Here is a 16,281-nt window from a genome sequence, read left to right as displayed (position 1 = left end):
GCGATCGGCTAGCGATGGCGCTCGCGATAGCGCAGCACGAGTTCGGCGATGCCCCACGCGGCGATGAGTCCGAACAATACGACCATGCCGACGGTTTCCATGGAACGCTCCGCACTGTCGATCAGCAGCATAAAGATGCCGGCGCCCGACAGTGCGAGACCGAAGAATGCGATAAGCCCGGCGCGAAGCGGGCCCATCTGGCCCGTGAAGTAGAAACCGATCTCTTCTGCCATGATCGATTTGCTGGCGGGCGGAGGAGCGGCGGCCCCCGACTGATCGACGCCGCGGCGCAGGAACAGCATCCAACCGCCAAAAGCAGTGACAAGGATCCCGAAGCCGAAGAAGACTACCAGTTCGGGAAGAATCCCAAGCTCCGGCTTGATGGAACCGGACTGTCCGGTGAGGATGACCGCGATACCGAGGCCGATCAGCACAAGTCCGCAGTACACCCATGACCATAACTGGCGAGGGCTGTACGCCCGCGCCGTGGCGGCGTAGGCCTCCACCAGCGGTAACCCTTCGTCCGAGGACTCCATGCCGGCCACAAGCCGTTTCACATAGACGACATAGCCGACAAGGCAAAGGATGAGGACGCCAAGTCCTCCGGCGAATCCTCCGAATGAGAACGCAATTCCCAGGAGAATGGTCACGACGACAACGGAGACCGCGTATCGCTGCTTCAGCTGCTCCTCGATCTCGTCGGTGGCGATGACGTAGCCGCGGCCCATTAGGCCCCAGGGATAGATGACTTTCCGTCCATTCTTCGCTGCCTTGGTGAAACCTGCAAACAGAGCGTCCGTGTATCCCCGCACCAGCCTGATGACGTCCTGGATCATTGCCGCAAGCCCGCTTTTGCCTGCCTTCAACCTAGCCGGCGAGCCGCGCTACATGGTTGAGGTGAATCAACTCCGGGATTCGGCGCACGGGAATTGTGCTCCCGTCGACCGCGGTTACGACAGCCAATTTCGCAGGGACGGTTGAGTGGGAAGGCCGTCCCTACTCCGCCGCCTGCCGCACGTGGCGCGCGGTCGGCGTGCGCATCGTCACCAGCTCTTCCGCGGCGGTCGGATGCAGCGCCATGGTGGCGTCGAAGTCGGCCTTGGTGGCCTTCATCTTCACGGCAATCGCAACGGCCTGGATGATCTCGGCGGCGGCATCGCCGACGATGTGACAGCCCAGCACGCGGTCGGTGGTGCCGTCGACCACGAGCTTCATCAGCACCCGGGTGTCGCGGCCCGACATGGTCGCCTTGATCGGCCGGAACTCGGCCTTGTAGATGTCGACGTGGCTGAATTTCGCGCGGGCGTCCGTCTCCGACAGGCCGACGGTGCCGACTTCCGGCTGCGAGAACACCGCGGTCGGGATGTTGCTGTGGTCGACCTCGACCGGCCGCTCGCCGAACACGGTGTCGGCAAAGGCATGGCCCTCGCGGATCGCGACCGGCGTCAGGTTGACGCGGTGGGTGACGTCGCCGATGGCATAGATGTGCGGCACGGAGGTCTTCGACCAGCCATCGGTGGCGATCCCGCCGTTCTTCGGATTAATGGCAACGCCGGCCTTCTCCAGCCCGAGATTGGCGACGTTGGGATGCCGGCCGATCGCGAACATCACGCGATCCGAGGCAAGGCTCGAACCGCCGGACAAGTGCGAGGTGAACTCATTGCCGTGCTTCTCCACCTTGTCGATGGTGCAGCCGGTGATCACGGTGATGCCGCGCTTCTCGACCTCCTTGCGCACATGCGCGCGCACATCGTCGTCGAAGCCGCGCAGGATGTTGTCGCCGCGATAGACCAGCGTGACGTCGCTGCCGTAGCCGGCGAAGATGCAGGCGAATTCCAGCGCGATATAGCCGCCGCCCTGCACCACCACGCGCTTCGGCAATTGCGGCAGATGAAACGCCTCGTCGGACGAGATGACGTGCTCGATGCCCGGGATTTCCGCGCCGTGGTTGGGGCGGCCGCCCGTGGCGATCAGCACGTATTTGGCAGTCACCTTCCTGCCGTCGGCAAGCAGCAGCGTGTGCGGTTCTTCGAATACCGCACGCGACTTGACGATTTGCGCGCCGGATTTTTCGACGTTGGCGGTGTAGGCCGCTTCCAGCCGCGCGATCTCCTTGTCCTTGTTGACGATCAGCGTCGGCCAGTCGAACGTCGCCTGCGGAATGGTCCAGCCGAAGCCCGCGGCGTCCTCGATCTCCTGATGGACATGCGAGCCGAGCACGAACAGCTTCTTCGGCACGCAGCCGCGGATCACGCATGTGCCGCCCATCCGGTACTCTTCGGCGACCATCACCCTGGCGCCATGGCCGGCCGCGATGCGGGCGGCGCGAACGCCGCCCGAGCCGCCCCCGATGACGAAGAGATCGACGTCGAACTCAGCCATGGCGGCCCTGCCCTTCTCAGCCGACCGCGATCAGATCGGCTTGTTGCGCTTCTTCATCTCTTCACGGAACGCCTCGTTCACGACTCCGGCAAACATCGTCGCCCACTGGTTCATGTAGGACATGCTGAACTGGATGGCGCGCGGCTCGGTCGCGAGCAGCTTCTGGCCGAGCGGCGACTTGTAGAAAGTGACGAGGTCCTTCAGCTCCTGCTCGGAGAACTCGTTGGCATAGACCAGTGCCATGCCCTCGCCGATCTCCTTTTCGCGGCCGGCCAGGTTCTTGGCGACGACGACGGCCACTTCGCCGATATCCTTCTGGTAGTTGAGATTATTCTGGATCAGCGCATTCTTGGTCTGCTCGACGATGTTGGGAACGGCCGCCTGATACATGGCAGCCGCGTTTTTCATGACCAGGATTTCCTTGGCCGCGGCGAGCGCAGCCGGCGAGGCCTGCTTGAGCGGCTGCGAGTTGGCCGCGGGCGCAGCGCCCTGCTTCGGCGCCTGTGCCATGGCGGGAACGCCAGACAGCGCAAGGGTGGCCGCAAGACCAGCCGCCGACAAGATTCCCGAAAAGCCCTTCATTCCAATTCTCCTCGATTTCGGCGTCACCGCCGTTCAACAACGCGAATTCCGTTTACACCCGCCAGGATCACCGTGCTGGCGAGGCCGACGAACAGTCCGGTCTCGACCACTCCGGGGATCGCATTCAGCAGGCTCGCCAGACGCGGCGCGTCCGCGATCCGGCCGAGATGGCCGTCGACGATCCAGTGGCCACCATCGGTGACAAAAGCATGGCCGTCCTTGCCCTTTCGGAGCACCATTTGCCCGGAAACGCCGGCCACCGCAAATGCCTGTTCCATGGCCCGCCTCGTGGCGCCGAGCCCGAAGGGGATCACCTCCACAGGCAGGGGGAAGCGGCCGAGCGTATCGACCCACTTGGTCTCATCCGCGATCACGATCATGCGATCCGACGCGGCCGCGACGATCTTCTCCCGCAACAACGCCCCGCCCCCGCCCTTGATCAAATTGAGCGCGGGATCGACCTCATCGGCGCCGTCCACCGTCAGGTCGAGCCGGTCGACCTCGTCCAGCGTGGTCAACGCAATGCCGCACTGCTCGGCCTGGGCGCGGGTCGCTTCCGACGTCGGCACGCCGATCACCTTCATGCCGGCACGCACCTTCTCGCCCAGGAGGTCCACGAAATGCCGCGCGGTCGAGCCGGTGCCGAGCCCGAGCTTCATGCCGCCAGTGACCCGCTCCAGGGCGCGCGCCGCCGCCTGCCGTTTGAGTGCTTCCATGTCCACGTGCGATGATGCTCCCGGGGGCCCTGCTGGCGGGGATATCTAGCGTCGTTTTCGACGCAGGAACAGCGCCGAAAGCGGGCTATCCGGGGCAAAAGGACCCGGTTTTGCAGCTATTTCAGCAGCTGCCCACTTGCACCTGCGCCTCCCGACCGATAGCGACTTCGACCATGACCTCTCCCCGCATTGTCGTATTCGATCTCGACGGCACGCTCGTCGACACCGCGCCGGACCTGATCAACGCCCTGAACTTCGTGCTCGACCGCGAGGGGCTGCCGCCGGTCCCGCTCGCTTCCGCACGCAACATGATCGGCGCGGGCGCGCGCAAGCTGATCGAGCGCGGCCTAGAGGTCGAGGGCGTCACCGTCACCGTCGGCGAACTCGACCGCATGATGCGCGATTTCATCGATTATTACGCCGAGCACATCGCCGACGAGTCGCGTGCTTTCGAAGGCCTGGAGGCGGCACTGGATGACCTCGAAGCGAGCGGCTATCGCTTCGCGGTCTGCACCAACAAGCTCGAATGGCTTTCGAAACTGCTGCTGGACCGGCTGGGCATGACGCGCCGGTTTGCGGCGATCTGCGGCGCGGACACGTTCGGCGTGGCCAAGCCCGACCCGGCCATCCTGCACCAGACCATCGCCCGGGCCGGCGGGCACTCCCCGGCATCGGTCATGGTCGGGGATTCCGGAACCGACATCGGGGCGGCCCGCCGGGCCGGCATTCCCGTGGTCGGCGTCTCGTTCGGCTACACCGACGTGCCGATCGCGGAACTCAAGCCGGATCGCCTGATCGGGCATATGAACGAACTGCCGGAAGCCGTCGAAAGCATCCTGAAATCAAAGCAATAGATTGATTTTTCCAGACTTTCTCTGAGCTTTTGCCGTTAACCATCAGTTAACTATGAGGCTGCGCACCGTTGCGCCGCATTTCCGACGCTCCTAAGGTCGCCACCGGGGATTGTGGCGGTTCGCCACAGTTAGAGTGACGGTCATGCGTCGTGTCATCGTGGTCGCCGTGGCAGGAATGGGGCTTTCCGGCTGCGCCTCCTTTTCGTTCGATTCCTTCAAGTCTACGCCGCCGACGGTGCCGGTGACGCTGGAATCCGTCCCCTCGGGCGCCGAGGCGCGCACTTCCAACGGGCAGACCTGCAAGACCCCCTGCTCGGTCAATATCCCCGCCGGCGAAACCGGCTTCTCCGTGACCTTCACGATGAACAAGTTCCAGCCGGCTACCGTGCCAGTGCAGGTCACCTACACCCCTGGCGACAACACGGGCGAGGTGCCAACGCCGGCCATAACGACGATCGAGCCCAATCCGGTCTTTGTCGAGTTGAAGCCAGCCGGCCCGCCCAAGCCGATCCGCGCCAAGCCGAAGAAGCCAAAGCCCCCGGCGTCAGCGGCTGCCCCTGCGGCCTCCCCCTTCCCCAATCCGCCGCCGCCGACGCGCTGATCCGTCTTGCCGATCGGCCGATCCGTTCACGCGGATTGTGGGTGCATTGCAATCTGCCTACATTGTGTGCCAAAGGGGCGCTCGGGCGCTGCCTCCGCAAAGCGAGCAAGACGGCACGGATTGAATGAGCGCTAGTTCCGAACAGGCGTTGCTTGGACCGATGGTCGATCCGTTCGGCCGGACCATCCGCTATCTGCGCGTATCGGTCACCGATCGTTGCGATCTGCGCTGCTTCTATTGCATGTCGGAGGACATGACCTTCCTGCCGAAGGCCGACCTGCTGACGCTGGAAGAACTCGACCGGCTGTGCTCCGCCTTTATCGCCAAGGGCGTGCGCAAGCTGCGCCTCACCGGCGGCGAGCCGCTGGTCCGCCGCAACGTGATGTCGCTGGTACGTTCGCTGTCGCGCCACCTCAAGACCGGCGCGCTGGACGAGCTGACGCTGACCACCAACGGCTCGCAGCTCGCGCGCTTTGCCGCCGAACTCGCCGATTGCGGCGTCCGCCGCATCAACGTGTCGCTGGACACGCTGGATGCCGACAAGTTCCGCGCCATCACCCGCTGGGGCGATATCGACAAGGTGCTGGCGGGCATCGAGGCGGCGCGCGCTGCCGGCCTGGCGGTGAAGATCAATGCGGTCGCGCTGAAGAACCTCAACGAGGACGAGATCCCCGCGCTGATGCAATGGGCGCACGGCAAGGGCATGGCGCTTACCTTGATCGAGGTTATGCCGATGGGAGATGTCGGCGAAGGCCGCATCGACCAGTATGTGCCGCTGTCGCTGTTGCGGACACGGCTCGCCCAGCAGTTCACGCTGACCGATCTCGACGAGACCACCGGCGGCCCTGCCCGCTATGTGCGCGTGGCCGAGACCGGCGGCAAGCTCGGCTTCATCACGCCGATGACGCACAACTTCTGCGAATCCTGCAACCGGGTCCGCATCACTTGCACCGGTACGCTGCACACCTGCCTCGGGCATGAAGATGCCTCCGATTTGCGCAAACCGTTGCGCATTTCGCCCGATGACGAGCTGCTTTCCGCGGCGATCGATCGCGCCATCGGGCTGAAGCCGAGGGGGCACGACTTCATCATCGACCGCCGCCACAACCGGCCGAGCGTCAGCCGCCACATGAGCGTGACCGGCGGCTGAATTCGCTGCCCGCCGGCCCCGGCCTGCCTAACCGCTTACCCCCGCGTCAATTTGTCCATTTTCCGATTGACGGCGGCAAGGCGCGCTGAAATGGTGCCCGTGCTTCAAGCCTGCGCGGCCGGACAACAGGCCGTTGTTTCCGTTGGGGACAGCCAAGACGGCGAAGCACGTGAAGGGGGAGGACTTTCGTTGCAATCACTGCTGCAGGTGTGTGACGGTTCCGTGCGTTCGGCGCGCGGCGGCGTAGCGGTGCCCAACAAGAACATCGGCGCGCCGGCGCGGCCGCCGGGGAGAAAATGATGCGTCCATTGCTAGGTCTCAGCAACGCGATCGACCTGTTGAATCAAAAACTCGGCGATGTCTGTAACTTCCTGATCCTGGCCGCCTGCGTCGTCAGTGCCGGCAATGCCATGATCCGCTACGCATTCGGCTACAGCTCCAATGCCTGGCTCGAACTGCAATGGTACATGTTCGCCGTCGTCATCATGTTCGGCGCTTCCTATACCTTCAAGCGCAACGAGCATGTCCGCGTCGAGATCCTCTATCTGATGCTGTCGGAACGCGGACAGCTCTGGCTCGACCTGATCGGCACGCTGTGCTTCCTGATCCCGTCCTGCCTGCTGCTCGCCTATCTGTCCTGGCCGTTCTTCATGCAGGCCTACTCGGTCGGTGAAATTTCCTCCAATGCCGGCGGATTGATCCGCTGGCCCATCAAGTTCGTCATCCCGGCCGGCTTCGTCATGCTCGCACTGCAAGGCGTCTCCGAGGTCATCAAGCGCATGGCCGCGCTGCAGGGCTATGTGGTGATCGACGCCAAGTACGAGAGGCCGACGCAATGATTTCCCTGGAGATGATGCCGCCGCTGATGTTCGGCGGCCTGATCCTGGCCATGCTGATCGGCTTCCCGGTGGCCTTCACGCTCGCCGCGCTCGGGCTGTCGTTCGGCTTCCTGTCGATCTATCTCGGCTTCTTCGACCTCAACTTCCTGCAGGCGATCCCGGGCCGCATCTTCGGCAGCGTGCTGTCCAACGAATTGCTGCTGGCGATTCCCTTCTTCACCTTCATGGGATCGGTGCTGGAGCGATGCGGTCTCGCCGAGGACATGCTGGACTCGATGGGCCAGCTGTTCGGACCGGTGCGCGGCGGCCTCGGCTATTCCGTCATCATCGTCGGCTTCATCCTGGGCGCCATCACCGGCACGGTGGCGGCGCAGGTGATCGCGATGGCGCTGATCTCGCTGCCGGTCATGATGCGCTACGGCTACAACGTCCGATACATCACCGGCGTGCTGGCGGCGTCCGGCACCATTACGCAGCTGGTGCCGCCGTCGCTGGTACTGATCGTGATGGCCGACCAGCTCGGCAAGTCCGTGGGCGACATGTATCTCGGCGCCTGGGGTCCCTCGATCCTGCAGATCGCGCTGTTCGCCGGCTACACGTTCCTGCTCGGTATCGTAAAGCCGGACCATGTGCCGGCGGTGCCGAAAGAGGCGCGCACGCTGACCGGCTGGCCGCTCTGGAAGAAGTGCCTGATGGGCATCATCCCCTCCGCGGTGCTGATCTTCGTCGTGCTCGGCACCATGATGCTGGGCCTCGCGACGCCGACCGAAGCCGGCGCCATGGGCGCGATCGGCGCTATCGTTCTCGCCGCGATCCACCACAAGGAACTCAGCAAGCCCGGTCACCGGATGATGCTGATCGGCATCATCGCCGCCGGCATCGGCGCAATCATCGCGATACTGCTGTCGCGCGACAGCCTGTTTTTCAAGCTCGCCTTCGCCGTGGTCTACATCGCGGTGATCTGGCTCTGCCTCGAGGCGGTGAAGATTCCCGACCTGCGCGATCTCATCAAGCAGGGCTACGAGTCGACCATGCGCATCTCCACCATGGTGGTGTTCATCCTGATCGGCTCGACCTGCTTCTCGGTGGTGTTCCTCGGCGTATCCGGCGGCGTCTGGCTCGAGCACCACCTGACCTCGATCCCGGGCGGCGTCTGGGGCTTCCTGATCTTCATCAACGTCTTCATCTTCTTCCTGGCGTTCTTCCTCGATTTCTTCGAGATCGCCTTCATCATCCTGCCGATGGTGGCGCCGATCGCGCAGAAGGTCCTCACTCCCGTGGTAGGCGCCGATGCTGCACTGATCTGGTTCGGCGTCATGCTCTGCGTCAACATGCAGACCTCGTTCCTGCATCCGCCGTTCGGCTTTGCGCTGTTCTATTTGCGCGGCGTGGCGCCGCGCGAGGTGAAGAGCTCCGACATCTACTGGGGCGCGGTACCGTGGATCTTCCTGCAGCTGATCATGGTGGCTCTGGTGATCGCCTTCCCGATCACCGTGACCGCCCTGCTCGACAAGCCCATCGACGTCGACCTCAGCAAGGTCAAGATCGAGGTGCCGCAGATCGAGCTGCCGCCAATCGATTTCGGCCAGGGGCCGCCGAAGCAATAGCCGGCGCCTCCTCGTCGCAGGCAACAAAAAAACCCCGGAGCGTCGCGCTCCGGGGTTCTTGTTTGAAGCGTCCGCGTGCGATCAGACTTGCGGGTTACGCGACTTGAAGCTGTCGTAGCCGAGCTCGGCGACCTGCCACCACTGGTACCCGTTGGACGTGAAGCTATTGATGGAATCCAGGACCTTCTTGAAGCCGGGGTTGGATGCCGACGTCTCGGCGTAGACCTCCTTGGTGGCATTGAGGCAGGCCTGCATGATCGCCGGCGAGAAGGGATGCAGCTTGGTGCCGCCGGCAAGCAGTTTCTTCATCGCCGCCGGATTGGCCTGGTCGTATTTTGCGATCATCCAGCTGTTGGCCGTCTGGCCCGCCTGCTCGATCACCGACTGATACGACTTCGGCAGCGAGTTCCATTTCTCGATATTGACAAGGCCGAGCAGCATCGGACCGCCTTCCCACCATCCCGGGAAATAGTAGTGCGGCGCGACCTTGTTGAAGCCGAGCTTCTCGTCGTCATAGGGCCCGACCCATTCGGCCGCGTCGATCGTGCCTTTTTCCAGCGCCGGATAGATGTCGCCGCCGGCGAGCTGCTGCGGCACGACGCCCAGCTTTTGCATCACCTTGCCGGCGAAACCGCCGATGCGCATCTTCAGCCCCTTCATATCGTCGACCGTGTTGATCTCCTTGCGGAACCAGCCACCCATCTGGCAGCCCGTGTTGCCGGCAAGAAAGGTCGTGCAATTGTAGCCCTTGTAGAGCTCGTTCATCAGTTCCCGGCCGCCGCCATGCATGTACCAGGCCTGGTTGAGGCGCTGGTTCGGACCGAACGGCACTGCCGTGCCGAACGCGAAGGTCGGGTCCTTGCCGAAATAATAGTAGGAGGCGGTGTGGCCCATCTCGACGGTGCCGTTCTGCACGGCGTCGAGAACCTGCAGACCGGGAACGATTTCGCCGCCGGCGAAGGCCTGGATCTGGAACCTGTTGTCAGTGGCCTCGCCGACGATCTTGGCGAACAGTTCGACGCCGCCCCACAACGTGTCGAGCGATTTCGGCCAGCTGGCGGTCAGGCGCCATTTGATTTCCGGCGCCGACTGGGCAATCGCCGGTGCGGCCAGGGTTGCGGCGCCCGCGGCGCCAATACCGGTGACCTTGAGAAAATCTCTTCGCTTCATTGAGTCCTGCCTTGGGTGTTTGTGCATGATGCTTCGTTGTTGACGCGTCCTCTTCACGCAAGACGCTAACCGCCTCGCTCGAAAACGCTTTTGGCCTTCTTGGCGAGGCTTGGCATGAGCATGGAACATCCCCCGCCCGATTTCCATCCCGAAACCGGGCCCAGAACGCAAAAAAGCCCGGCCCTCAGGAGGGCCGGGCTTTCTCTGCGACTAAAGTCTAGATCAGCCGCGGGTGCGCGAGCGGATCATGAAGCTGTCGAAGGTATATTCGGCGACCTGCCACCACAGATACTGGTCGGACCGGTAGGCCTGCATGGCATCGATCACCTTCTTGAAGTCGGCGTTCTTGCCCGACAGCTCCGCCCAAAGCTCGTTGGTGGCCTTGAGGCAGGCCTCCAGCACTTCGTTGCTGAAGGGGCGCAACTGCGTGCCGCCGGCGACCAGGCGCTTCAGCGCGGACGGGTTCTGCATGTCGTAGCGCGCGCCCATCCAGGTGTTGGCGTGCGCGGTCGCATTGGCCAGCACCGCCTGATAGGACTTCGGCAGCGAGTTCCACTTCTCGAGGTTGCAGAAGGTGTGCACCATCGGGCCGCCTTCCCAGAAGCCCGGGTAGTAGTAGAATTTGGCCACCTTCTGGAAGCCGAGCTTCTCGTCGTCATAGGGACCGACCCACTCGGCCGCGTCGATGGTGCCCTTTTCCAGCGCCGGATAGATATCGCCGCCCGCGATCTGCTGCGGCACCACGCCGACCTTCTGCAGCACCTGGCCGGCGATGCCGCCGATGCGGAATTTGAGGCCCGAGAGGTCGGCGACCGTCTTGATCTCCTTGCGGAACCAACCGCCCATCTGGGTGCCGGTATTGCCGGTGGCGAAGCCGATCACGCCGTGCTTCTTGAACAACTCGTTGCCAAGTTGCTCGCCGCCGCCCTGGAACCACCAGGAATTCTGCTGGCGCGCATTGAGGCCGAACGGGACCGCCGAGAAGATCGCAAAGGTCGGATCCTTGCCGACATAATAGTAGGCCACCGTGTGGCTCATCTCGACGGTGCCGTTGGAGGTCGCGTCCAGCGCCTGCAGGCCGGGAACAACTTCGCCCGCCGCGAATACCTGGATCTGGAACTTGTTGTCGGTCATTTCGGCGACATACTTCGCGACCTGCTCCGCGCCGCCATAGATGGTGTCGAGCGATTTCGGGAAGCTCGAGGTCAGGCGCCATTTGATCTCAGGCGACGACTGCGCAATGGCCGGCGAGGCAACGGCTGTTGCGGCAGCTCCGGCCGCTGAAACCTTCAAAAAATCACGACGCTTCATTCAAGTCTCTCCTTGGTGGGAAGTACCCGGGGGATTTCGCGAGCGGTTCGTCCGGCGGCCACGCTGCATACGACCGGCGACGCTCTGGCGGGGGCGCTTTAACACGGAAGTTGCGAAGCGGAAACGCAACAAAGGCATGACAGCACTGACTAAAACCAAAGTTGAAGAACCGCTTCAGGCAGCTGCGATAACATCCTGAAGCTGCTCACGGACCCTGGCGCCGATGGAACGGTAGATCGCGGCATGCGGGCCGTCCGGCTCGCTGTCCACGACGGGCGTTCCCGCATCGGACGTGGCACGAATCGACATGTGCAGCGGTATCTCGCCGAGGAAGGGCACGCCGAGTTTTTCCGCCTCGTGCCGCGCCCCGCCATGGCCGAAAATATCGGAGCGCGTGCCGCAATGCGGGCACTGGAAGTAGCTCATGTTCTCGACGATGCCGAGCACGGGCACGTTGACCTTCCTGAACATGGCAAGGCCGCGCCGCGCGTCGATCAGCGACAGGTCTTGCGGCGTCGAGATGATGATCGCGCCCTTCAGCGGCACGTTCTGCGCCAGGGTGAGCTGCGCGTCCCCGGTGCCCGGCGGCATGTCGACCACGAGCACATCGAGCTTGCCCCACTCGACGTCGCGCAGCATCTGGGTAATTGCCGACATCACCATCGGCCCGCGCCAGATCATCGCGGTGTCCTCCTCGACGAGGAAGCCGATCGACATGATCGAGAGCCCGAACCGCTCGATCGGGATCATCTTCCGGTCGGCGTTGAGCTGCGGCTTGTCATGGATGCCGGTCAGCCGCGGTACCGAAGGACCATAGATATCGGCGTCCAGCAGGCCAACGCGCAGCCCTTGGTCGCGCAGGCCGAGCGCGAGGTTGAGCGCGGTGGTCGATTTGCCGACGCCGCCCTTGCCGGAGGCAACGGCGATGATCGCGGCAATGCCGGGGATTTCCGCCTGCTTCGACATCGGGTTCTGCCCGCCCTGCGGCGGCCGGTGCGAGGCGGCCGGCTGCACGCCGGCACTGTGTGAGTGGCCTGAGGTATGGCGGTGCGGCTGCGGAACCGGCGGCGGGCTGGCCGAGCCGGGCTTGCGCTCCGCTGTCAGCGCGATCATCGCGACCGAAACGCCGGGAATGGCGCGCACGGCGGCTTCCGCCTGCGCCCGGACGCTCTCCCAGGCGCGGGCCTCGGCGGCGTCGACATTGACGGAGAAGAACACCTTGCCGTCGGTGACCGTGATCGCCGACAGCACATTGGCATTGGGCAAGGCGACGCCGCGCGGCGACATCACCCTGGAGAGGGCATCGAGAACCTGCTGTTGCGTCACGCTCAAGGGCGCATCTCCTAAAGCTATTTCCGGAAGCGCCTATAGAGCGATTGGGCGGGAAATGCTACCTCGCGCCCAATTACCTTGCGCCCAATTACCTAGCGCCTATGTCTTCCCGCCGCTCCACCGGAGCCACCGAGCCCCCCTCCTTGGCGGCCTCGTAATTCAGCTCGATCATGACGCCATTGGGGTCATCGACGAAGATCTGCCAGAGGTCGCCACCCGGCACCTGGCGGGAATCGAAGGCCATGCCTTTCGACTGCAGGCGCTGCTTCATGCCGTCAAAGCCGGTCGAGGCGAAGGCGACATGGTGGACAACGCCGGAGTCCGGCTTCTGTGCCTCGTCGGTCCTGGAAATGTCGACCAGGTGCACCACGGCCTTGCCCTCGCTGTACATCCACGCGCCGGGGAAAGCGAAGTTCGGCCGGGGGCCCTTTTCGAGACCCAGGATGTCCTCATAGAAGCGGACCGTATCGGCGAGATTCCGGGTCCGGATGTTGAAATGATCGAGCACGCCCACGCTCACGCCCATGCGAAACACTCCCTTTTTTGTGAAGTCATTCTTGCGACGTCGCTTTGATCGGCGACCATAGCACAAAACCCGCCATTTCGGCCAAACGAAGCCGTTGCCCTCCCCTGCGCAGGGGTTATGGTGCGGCCTCCCTCCAAGAACCGCCCGGCCAGTTCAAGGCCACTGGGCCAAACTCCCAAGGTAGCAACGATGGCGAAAGTCGCTTTTCTCGGTCTCGGCGTGATGGGTTTTCCGATGGCAGGACACCTCGTCAAGAAGGGCGGCCATGAAGTGACCGTCTATAACCGCACGGCGGCCAAGGCCCAGCAATGGGCGGAAAAATTCGGCGGCAAGACCGCCGCGACGCCGAAAGCAGCCGCCGAGGGCCAGGACTTCGTGATGTGCTGCGTCGGCAACGACAACGACCTGCGCGCGGTGGCGATCGGGCCCGACGGCGCCTTCGCCGGCATGAAGAAAGGCGCAACCTTCGTCGATCACACCACGGCTTCCGCTGAAGTGGCACGTGAACTTGACGCCGCAGCCGCCAAGGGCGGCTTCAAGTTCGTCGACGCTCCGGTGTCGGGCGGCCAAGCCGGCGCCGAGAATGGCGTGCTGACGGTGATGTGCGGCGGCAACGAGGATGCCTATGCCGCGGCCGAGCCGATCATCAACTCCGCTTATGCGCGGATGTGCAAGCGCCTCGGCCCCGCCGGAGCAGGCCAGCTGACCAAGATGGTCAACCAGATCTGCATCGCCGGCCTCGTCCAGGGCCTGTCCGAGGGCCTCCACTTCGCCCGGAAGTCCGGGCTCGACATCGCCGACGTGGTCGACACCATCTCCAAGGGCGCAGCGCAGTCCTGGCAGATGGACAACCGCTACAAGACGATGAACGAAAAGAAATATGACTTCGGTTTCGCGGTGGAATGGATGCGCAAGGATCTCTCGATCTGCATCGCAGAAGCCCGCCGCAACGGTGCCAATCTGCCGGTCACCGCCCTGGTCGACCAGTTCTACGCCGAGGTCGAGAAAATGGGCGGCAAGCGCTGGGACACCTCGAGCCTGATGGCGCGGCTGGAGCGGTGAGGCGCGTTTGGAACTGACTGGCGCAAGCCTGAAGTTGGCCATGTCACCTCCTCCCAATTGCGGAAGCGATTCCTCACGCAGTCGCAATGATTGAACCAAGCGGCACATCCAGAAGGTAGACAAATCCGGATGGATCGTAGGTGAGCTGCACACGGCCATTCAATTGCTGACCCAGCGACTCCATCATGCGCGTGCCGAAGCTGCGCCGCGCCGGCTGCTGAACCGGCGGGCCACCCTTTTCAGTCCAGGTCAGACGCATCCGCTGCTTCTCTTCGTCGATCGTCCAGGCGATTTCGACACGGCCGTTGACGTTCGAGAGCGCGCCAAATTTGGTGGTGTTGGTGCAAAGCTCGTTGAGCGTCATCGCAAGCGCAATGACGGCGCCTGAAGTGATCCTGATATCCGGCCCGTTGAAATGGAATCGCCGCATCCCCTGGCTGTCATAGGGTTCGGTCGCGCCGCTAAAGGTATGAGTGAGACTGGCACTGGACCAGCTGATCTGCATCAGCAGATCGTGGGCGCGTCCGAGAGCGAGTAGCCGGCCCTCCATGGCCGTCTGTCCGTGTTCGATGCTGGTCGCCGTCCGGAAGCTTTGCGAAGCGATGGCGCTGACGGTGGCGAGAGTGTTCTTGATGCGATGATGCAGTTCACCAAGAATAAGCTTTTGCAGCTTGTCGGCGGCCTCGCGCTCCTTGGCGTCGATCCCGGCTTGCGCAAGCAGGGCCTTGGCGTCGATCCCGGCTTGTTCCAGCAACAGGCGAAGACTGTCGTTCTCCGCCGACAATGCAGTCTCATGGGCGGAGCGGGACGGCGGATCGATCGGGGTGCCCGGATGAACATCCTCTCCGGACTGCGCCGATGGAGCCCCCGGAAAGATCTTTAGCGCGCCCACGCCTACCATAGCCTGCAATTCGGCGATCATTTGCTCGACGCCCAGCGGCTTGCCGAAGAAGTGGCTGTCGGCCGGTCTTTCGGCGTCGGACGGCCTCACCTGACCAGAAACCAGCACGATCTTGATGGCAGGCCAGCGTGCATGCACGGCATGGGCCAGCTTCAGCCCGTCCATGCTGCCGGGCATCTGAATATCCGTGAACAGCAGAGCTATGTCCGAGCGGGACTCCAGAATGGCCATCGCCTCGTCGGCATTTACGGCTTCGACAGGACAAAATCCGGCATCTTCGACGATATCGGCGGCACGCATGCGCAAGACCATCTCGTCTTCAACGACGAGCACCTTGGGCACCTCGATCGGTCCTATTGCGGTCGACATCGCGACTTCTCCTCGAGACAGTTGATAAGCGTCTGCGCGGCGCAAGTCGCCCAGCGCGGGCAACCGGGTTCGGAAGGCAATACATCGGCGGCCAACTGAATTCGGGCGGTCGCCGAGCGAGACTTGCCTGAACTCATGTTTCGCAGATCGTTGCTGCGCTCATTGCGGGCAAATAGCGAGCTAAAATCGCGCCGAGCCGGAAGAAAGATTCGATCAGGCCCGCGGTGAGACCATAAGCTCCAGCAAAGCCATTCTGGCGAGGGTTGCGGGATCTCTCTCGCCTTCCTTGGTGGTGCGCAGAATGGTTTCGGCCAGCGATTGGATGTGCGCAGACGCGACGGGATGAGGGAGCGCGGACACGGCGCTCTCCATCGCTTCCGTCATGACTCTGATGATGTCGGGCGGGAAGGACGCATGTGGGAAATCTTTCATGTGCCAGGGTCCGCTGAACTGCTGCTGCGATCATCGCGCAATTGGGCCATGTACGCGGAATAAGTCACGCAAGATTCTCTGCGATAGAGCAGAACAAATGTCGGCTATTCCTCACCGGCGAGCGGTGACAAGACGGGCTTCCAGAACTTTCGTACCTGCGCCAGTTCGTAAACATGCAGCTTCGATCTGTGGCCAGACCTGGTTCCCGCAATTCAACACCTCCGCCCGGACCTGCAGGCGGTCGCTCTTTGCGAGTGCCATTGCTTCACTGGCTTCAACCTTCGGAGCCAGTACGGGTAAGGCGATGACTGAGGCTCCGAGGACCACGAATGCCGCCAGGGCTGACAGGGTTTTGAACATTGTGGGGGGTGCTGACCTTGGTTGGATTCAACCCCACCGCTCTCGGGGCTTCCCATCACCAACCGACGAAACACAAGGCAGTTCCAA

General features: G+C 63.2%; 17 protein-coding genes. 6 read left to right on the top strand and 11 right to left on the bottom strand.

All coding sequences use genetic code 11. The features are described 5' to 3' along the window. Positions 1-8 precede the first annotated feature (8 nt). From HZB49_RS06160 to rpiA, 4 genes are all read right to left on the bottom strand, one after another. A complete protein-coding gene (locus HZB49_RS06160; RefSeq protein WP_291609624.1) occupies positions 9-836 on the bottom strand; it encodes a hypothetical protein in 828 nt (275 codons plus the stop codon). A 160-nt stretch (positions 837-996) separates the two neighbouring features. Next, positions 997-2,382, bottom strand: a complete 1,386-nt coding sequence (gene gor, locus HZB49_RS06155; RefSeq protein ID WP_291609623.1) for a glutathione-disulfide reductase — start codon at positions 2,380-2,382, stop codon at positions 997-999. Positions 2,383-2,412: 30 nt separating this feature from the next. Continuing rightward, positions 2,413-2,964 (bottom strand): DUF2059 domain-containing protein, encoded by a 552-nt coding sequence (locus HZB49_RS06150; RefSeq protein ID WP_291609622.1) that lies wholly within the window; start codon positions 2,962-2,964, stop codon positions 2,413-2,415. A gap of 23 nt (positions 2,965-2,987) precedes the next feature. Next, a complete protein-coding gene (gene rpiA / locus HZB49_RS06145) occupies positions 2,988-3,686 on the bottom strand; it encodes a ribose-5-phosphate isomerase RpiA (RefSeq protein WP_291609621.1) in 699 nt (232 codons plus the stop codon). A 167-nt stretch (positions 3,687-3,853) separates the two neighbouring features. On the opposite strand from rpiA, the gene gph reads away from it, so the two are divergent. The 5 genes from gph to HZB49_RS06120 all read left to right on the top strand — a co-directional run bounded on the left by gph (position 3,854) and on the right by HZB49_RS06120 (position 8,731). Then, positions 3,854-4,534, top strand: a complete 681-nt coding sequence (gph, locus tag HZB49_RS06140) for a phosphoglycolate phosphatase (RefSeq protein ID WP_291609620.1) — start codon at positions 3,854-3,856, stop codon at positions 4,532-4,534. Positions 4,535-4,676: 142 nt separating this feature from the next. Then, entirely contained in the window at positions 4,677-5,135 is a 459-nt protein-coding gene (locus HZB49_RS06135) for a hypothetical protein (RefSeq protein WP_291609619.1), read from the top strand. Positions 5,136-5,259: 124 nt separating this feature from the next. Further along, positions 5,260-6,285: a GTP 3',8-cyclase MoaA gene (gene moaA, locus HZB49_RS06130; protein ID WP_291609618.1), complete on the top strand. Its 1,026-nt coding sequence runs from the start codon at positions 5,260-5,262 to the stop codon at positions 6,283-6,285. 299 nt (positions 6,286-6,584) lie between these two features. Then, positions 6,585-7,124 (top strand): TRAP transporter small permease subunit, encoded by a 540-nt coding sequence (locus HZB49_RS06125; protein WP_291609617.1) that lies wholly within the window; start codon positions 6,585-6,587, stop codon positions 7,122-7,124. Continuing rightward, on the top strand, positions 7,121-8,731 hold the full coding sequence (locus HZB49_RS06120) for a TRAP transporter large permease subunit (RefSeq protein WP_291609616.1): 1,611 nt from the start codon (positions 7,121-7,123) through the stop codon (positions 8,729-8,731). The genes HZB49_RS06125 and HZB49_RS06120 overlap by 4 nt, the downstream gene beginning before the upstream one ends. Positions 8,732-8,812: 81 nt before the next feature. Here HZB49_RS06120 and HZB49_RS06115 read toward each other — a convergent pair whose 3' ends face one another. From HZB49_RS06115 to HZB49_RS06100, 4 genes are all read right to left on the bottom strand, one after another. Then, positions 8,813-9,901: a TRAP transporter substrate-binding protein gene (locus HZB49_RS06115; protein ID WP_291609615.1), complete on the bottom strand. Its 1,089-nt coding sequence runs from the start codon at positions 9,899-9,901 to the stop codon at positions 8,813-8,815. Positions 9,902-10,123: 222 nt separating this feature from the next. Then, on the bottom strand, positions 10,124-11,212 hold the full coding sequence (locus tag HZB49_RS06110; RefSeq protein ID WP_291609614.1) for a TRAP transporter substrate-binding protein: 1,089 nt from the start codon (positions 11,210-11,212) through the stop codon (positions 10,124-10,126). A gap of 174 nt (positions 11,213-11,386) precedes the next feature. Continuing rightward, on the bottom strand, positions 11,387-12,544 hold the full coding sequence (locus HZB49_RS06105; protein WP_291609613.1) for an Mrp/NBP35 family ATP-binding protein: 1,158 nt from the start codon (positions 12,542-12,544) through the stop codon (positions 11,387-11,389). Positions 12,545-12,632: 88 nt separating this feature from the next. Beyond that, the gene (locus HZB49_RS06100) at positions 12,633-13,070 is read right to left on the bottom strand and encodes a VOC family protein (RefSeq protein WP_291609612.1); all 438 of its coding nucleotides are present in this window, start codon (positions 13,068-13,070) and stop codon (positions 12,633-12,635) included. Between the two features lie 189 nt (positions 13,071-13,259). On the opposite strand from HZB49_RS06100, the gene HZB49_RS06095 reads away from it, so the two are divergent. Beyond that, positions 13,260-14,132, top strand: a complete 873-nt coding sequence (locus HZB49_RS06095) for an NAD(P)-dependent oxidoreductase (protein WP_291609611.1) — start codon at positions 13,260-13,262, stop codon at positions 14,130-14,132. A 73-nt stretch (positions 14,133-14,205) separates the two neighbouring features. Here the strand turns inward: HZB49_RS06095 and HZB49_RS06090 are convergent, their stop codons facing one another. The 3 genes from HZB49_RS06090 to HZB49_RS06080 all read right to left on the bottom strand — a co-directional run bounded on the left by HZB49_RS06090 (position 14,206) and on the right by HZB49_RS06080 (position 16,194). Continuing rightward, positions 14,206-15,402, bottom strand: coding sequence for an HWE histidine kinase domain-containing protein (locus tag HZB49_RS06090; protein WP_291609610.1), 1,197 nt, complete (start codon positions 15,400-15,402; stop codon positions 14,206-14,208). A gap of 213 nt (positions 15,403-15,615) precedes the next feature. Then, positions 15,616-15,834: a hypothetical protein gene (locus tag HZB49_RS06085; RefSeq protein WP_291609609.1), complete on the bottom strand. Its 219-nt coding sequence runs from the start codon at positions 15,832-15,834 to the stop codon at positions 15,616-15,618. A gap of 111 nt (positions 15,835-15,945) precedes the next feature. After that, on the bottom strand, positions 15,946-16,194 hold the full coding sequence (locus tag HZB49_RS06080) for a hypothetical protein (protein ID WP_291609608.1): 249 nt from the start codon (positions 16,192-16,194) through the stop codon (positions 15,946-15,948). Between the last annotated feature and the right edge of the window lie 87 nt (positions 16,195-16,281).

This window comes from Bradyrhizobium sp., assembly GCF_016219575.1.
Taxonomy (GTDB): Bacteria; Pseudomonadota; Alphaproteobacteria; order Rhizobiales; family Xanthobacteraceae; genus Bradyrhizobium.
The sequence above is the reverse complement of the archived record's forward strand: the minus strand, read 5'-3'. Positions and strand labels throughout refer to the sequence as shown.

Bases quoted from the DNA above. Each gene is read 5' to 3' on its own strand.
- HZB49_RS06160 (WP_291609624.1), bottom strand. From the start codon at position 836: ATGATCCAGGACGTCATCAGGCTGGTGCGGGGATACACGGACGCTCTG.
- gor (WP_291609623.1), bottom strand. From the start codon at position 2,382: ATGGCTGAGTTCGACGTCGATCTCTTCGTCATCGGGGGCGGCTCGGGC.
- HZB49_RS06150 (WP_291609622.1), bottom strand. From the start codon at position 2,964: ATGAAGGGCTTTTCGGGAATCTTGTCGGCGGCTGGTCTTGCGGCCACC.
- gph (WP_291609620.1), top strand. From the start codon at position 3,854: ATGACCTCTCCCCGCATTGTCGTATTCGATCTCGACGGCACGCTCGTC.
- HZB49_RS06135 (WP_291609619.1), top strand. From the start codon at position 4,677: ATGCGTCGTGTCATCGTGGTCGCCGTGGCAGGAATGGGGCTTTCCGGC.
- moaA (WP_291609618.1), top strand. From the start codon at position 5,260: ATGAGCGCTAGTTCCGAACAGGCGTTGCTTGGACCGATGGTCGATCCG.
- HZB49_RS06125 (WP_291609617.1), top strand. From the start codon at position 6,585: ATGCGTCCATTGCTAGGTCTCAGCAACGCGATCGACCTGTTGAATCAA.
- HZB49_RS06120 (WP_291609616.1), top strand. From the start codon at position 7,121: ATGATTTCCCTGGAGATGATGCCGCCGCTGATGTTCGGCGGCCTGATC.
- HZB49_RS06115 (WP_291609615.1), bottom strand. From the start codon at position 9,901: ATGAAGCGAAGAGATTTTCTCAAGGTCACCGGTATTGGCGCCGCGGGC.
- HZB49_RS06110 (WP_291609614.1), bottom strand. From the start codon at position 11,212: ATGAAGCGTCGTGATTTTTTGAAGGTTTCAGCGGCCGGAGCTGCCGCA.
- HZB49_RS06100 (WP_291609612.1), bottom strand. From the start codon at position 13,070: ATGGGCGTGAGCGTGGGCGTGCTCGATCATTTCAACATCCGGACCCGG.
- HZB49_RS06095 (WP_291609611.1), top strand. From the start codon at position 13,260: ATGGCGAAAGTCGCTTTTCTCGGTCTCGGCGTGATGGGTTTTCCGATG.
- HZB49_RS06090 (WP_291609610.1), bottom strand. From the start codon at position 15,402: ATGTCGACCGCAATAGGACCGATCGAGGTGCCCAAGGTGCTCGTCGTT.
- HZB49_RS06085 (WP_291609609.1), bottom strand. From the start codon at position 15,834: ATGAAAGATTTCCCACATGCGTCCTTCCCGCCCGACATCATCAGAGTC.
- HZB49_RS06080 (WP_291609608.1), bottom strand. From the start codon at position 16,194: ATGTTCAAAACCCTGTCAGCCCTGGCGGCATTCGTGGTCCTCGGAGCC.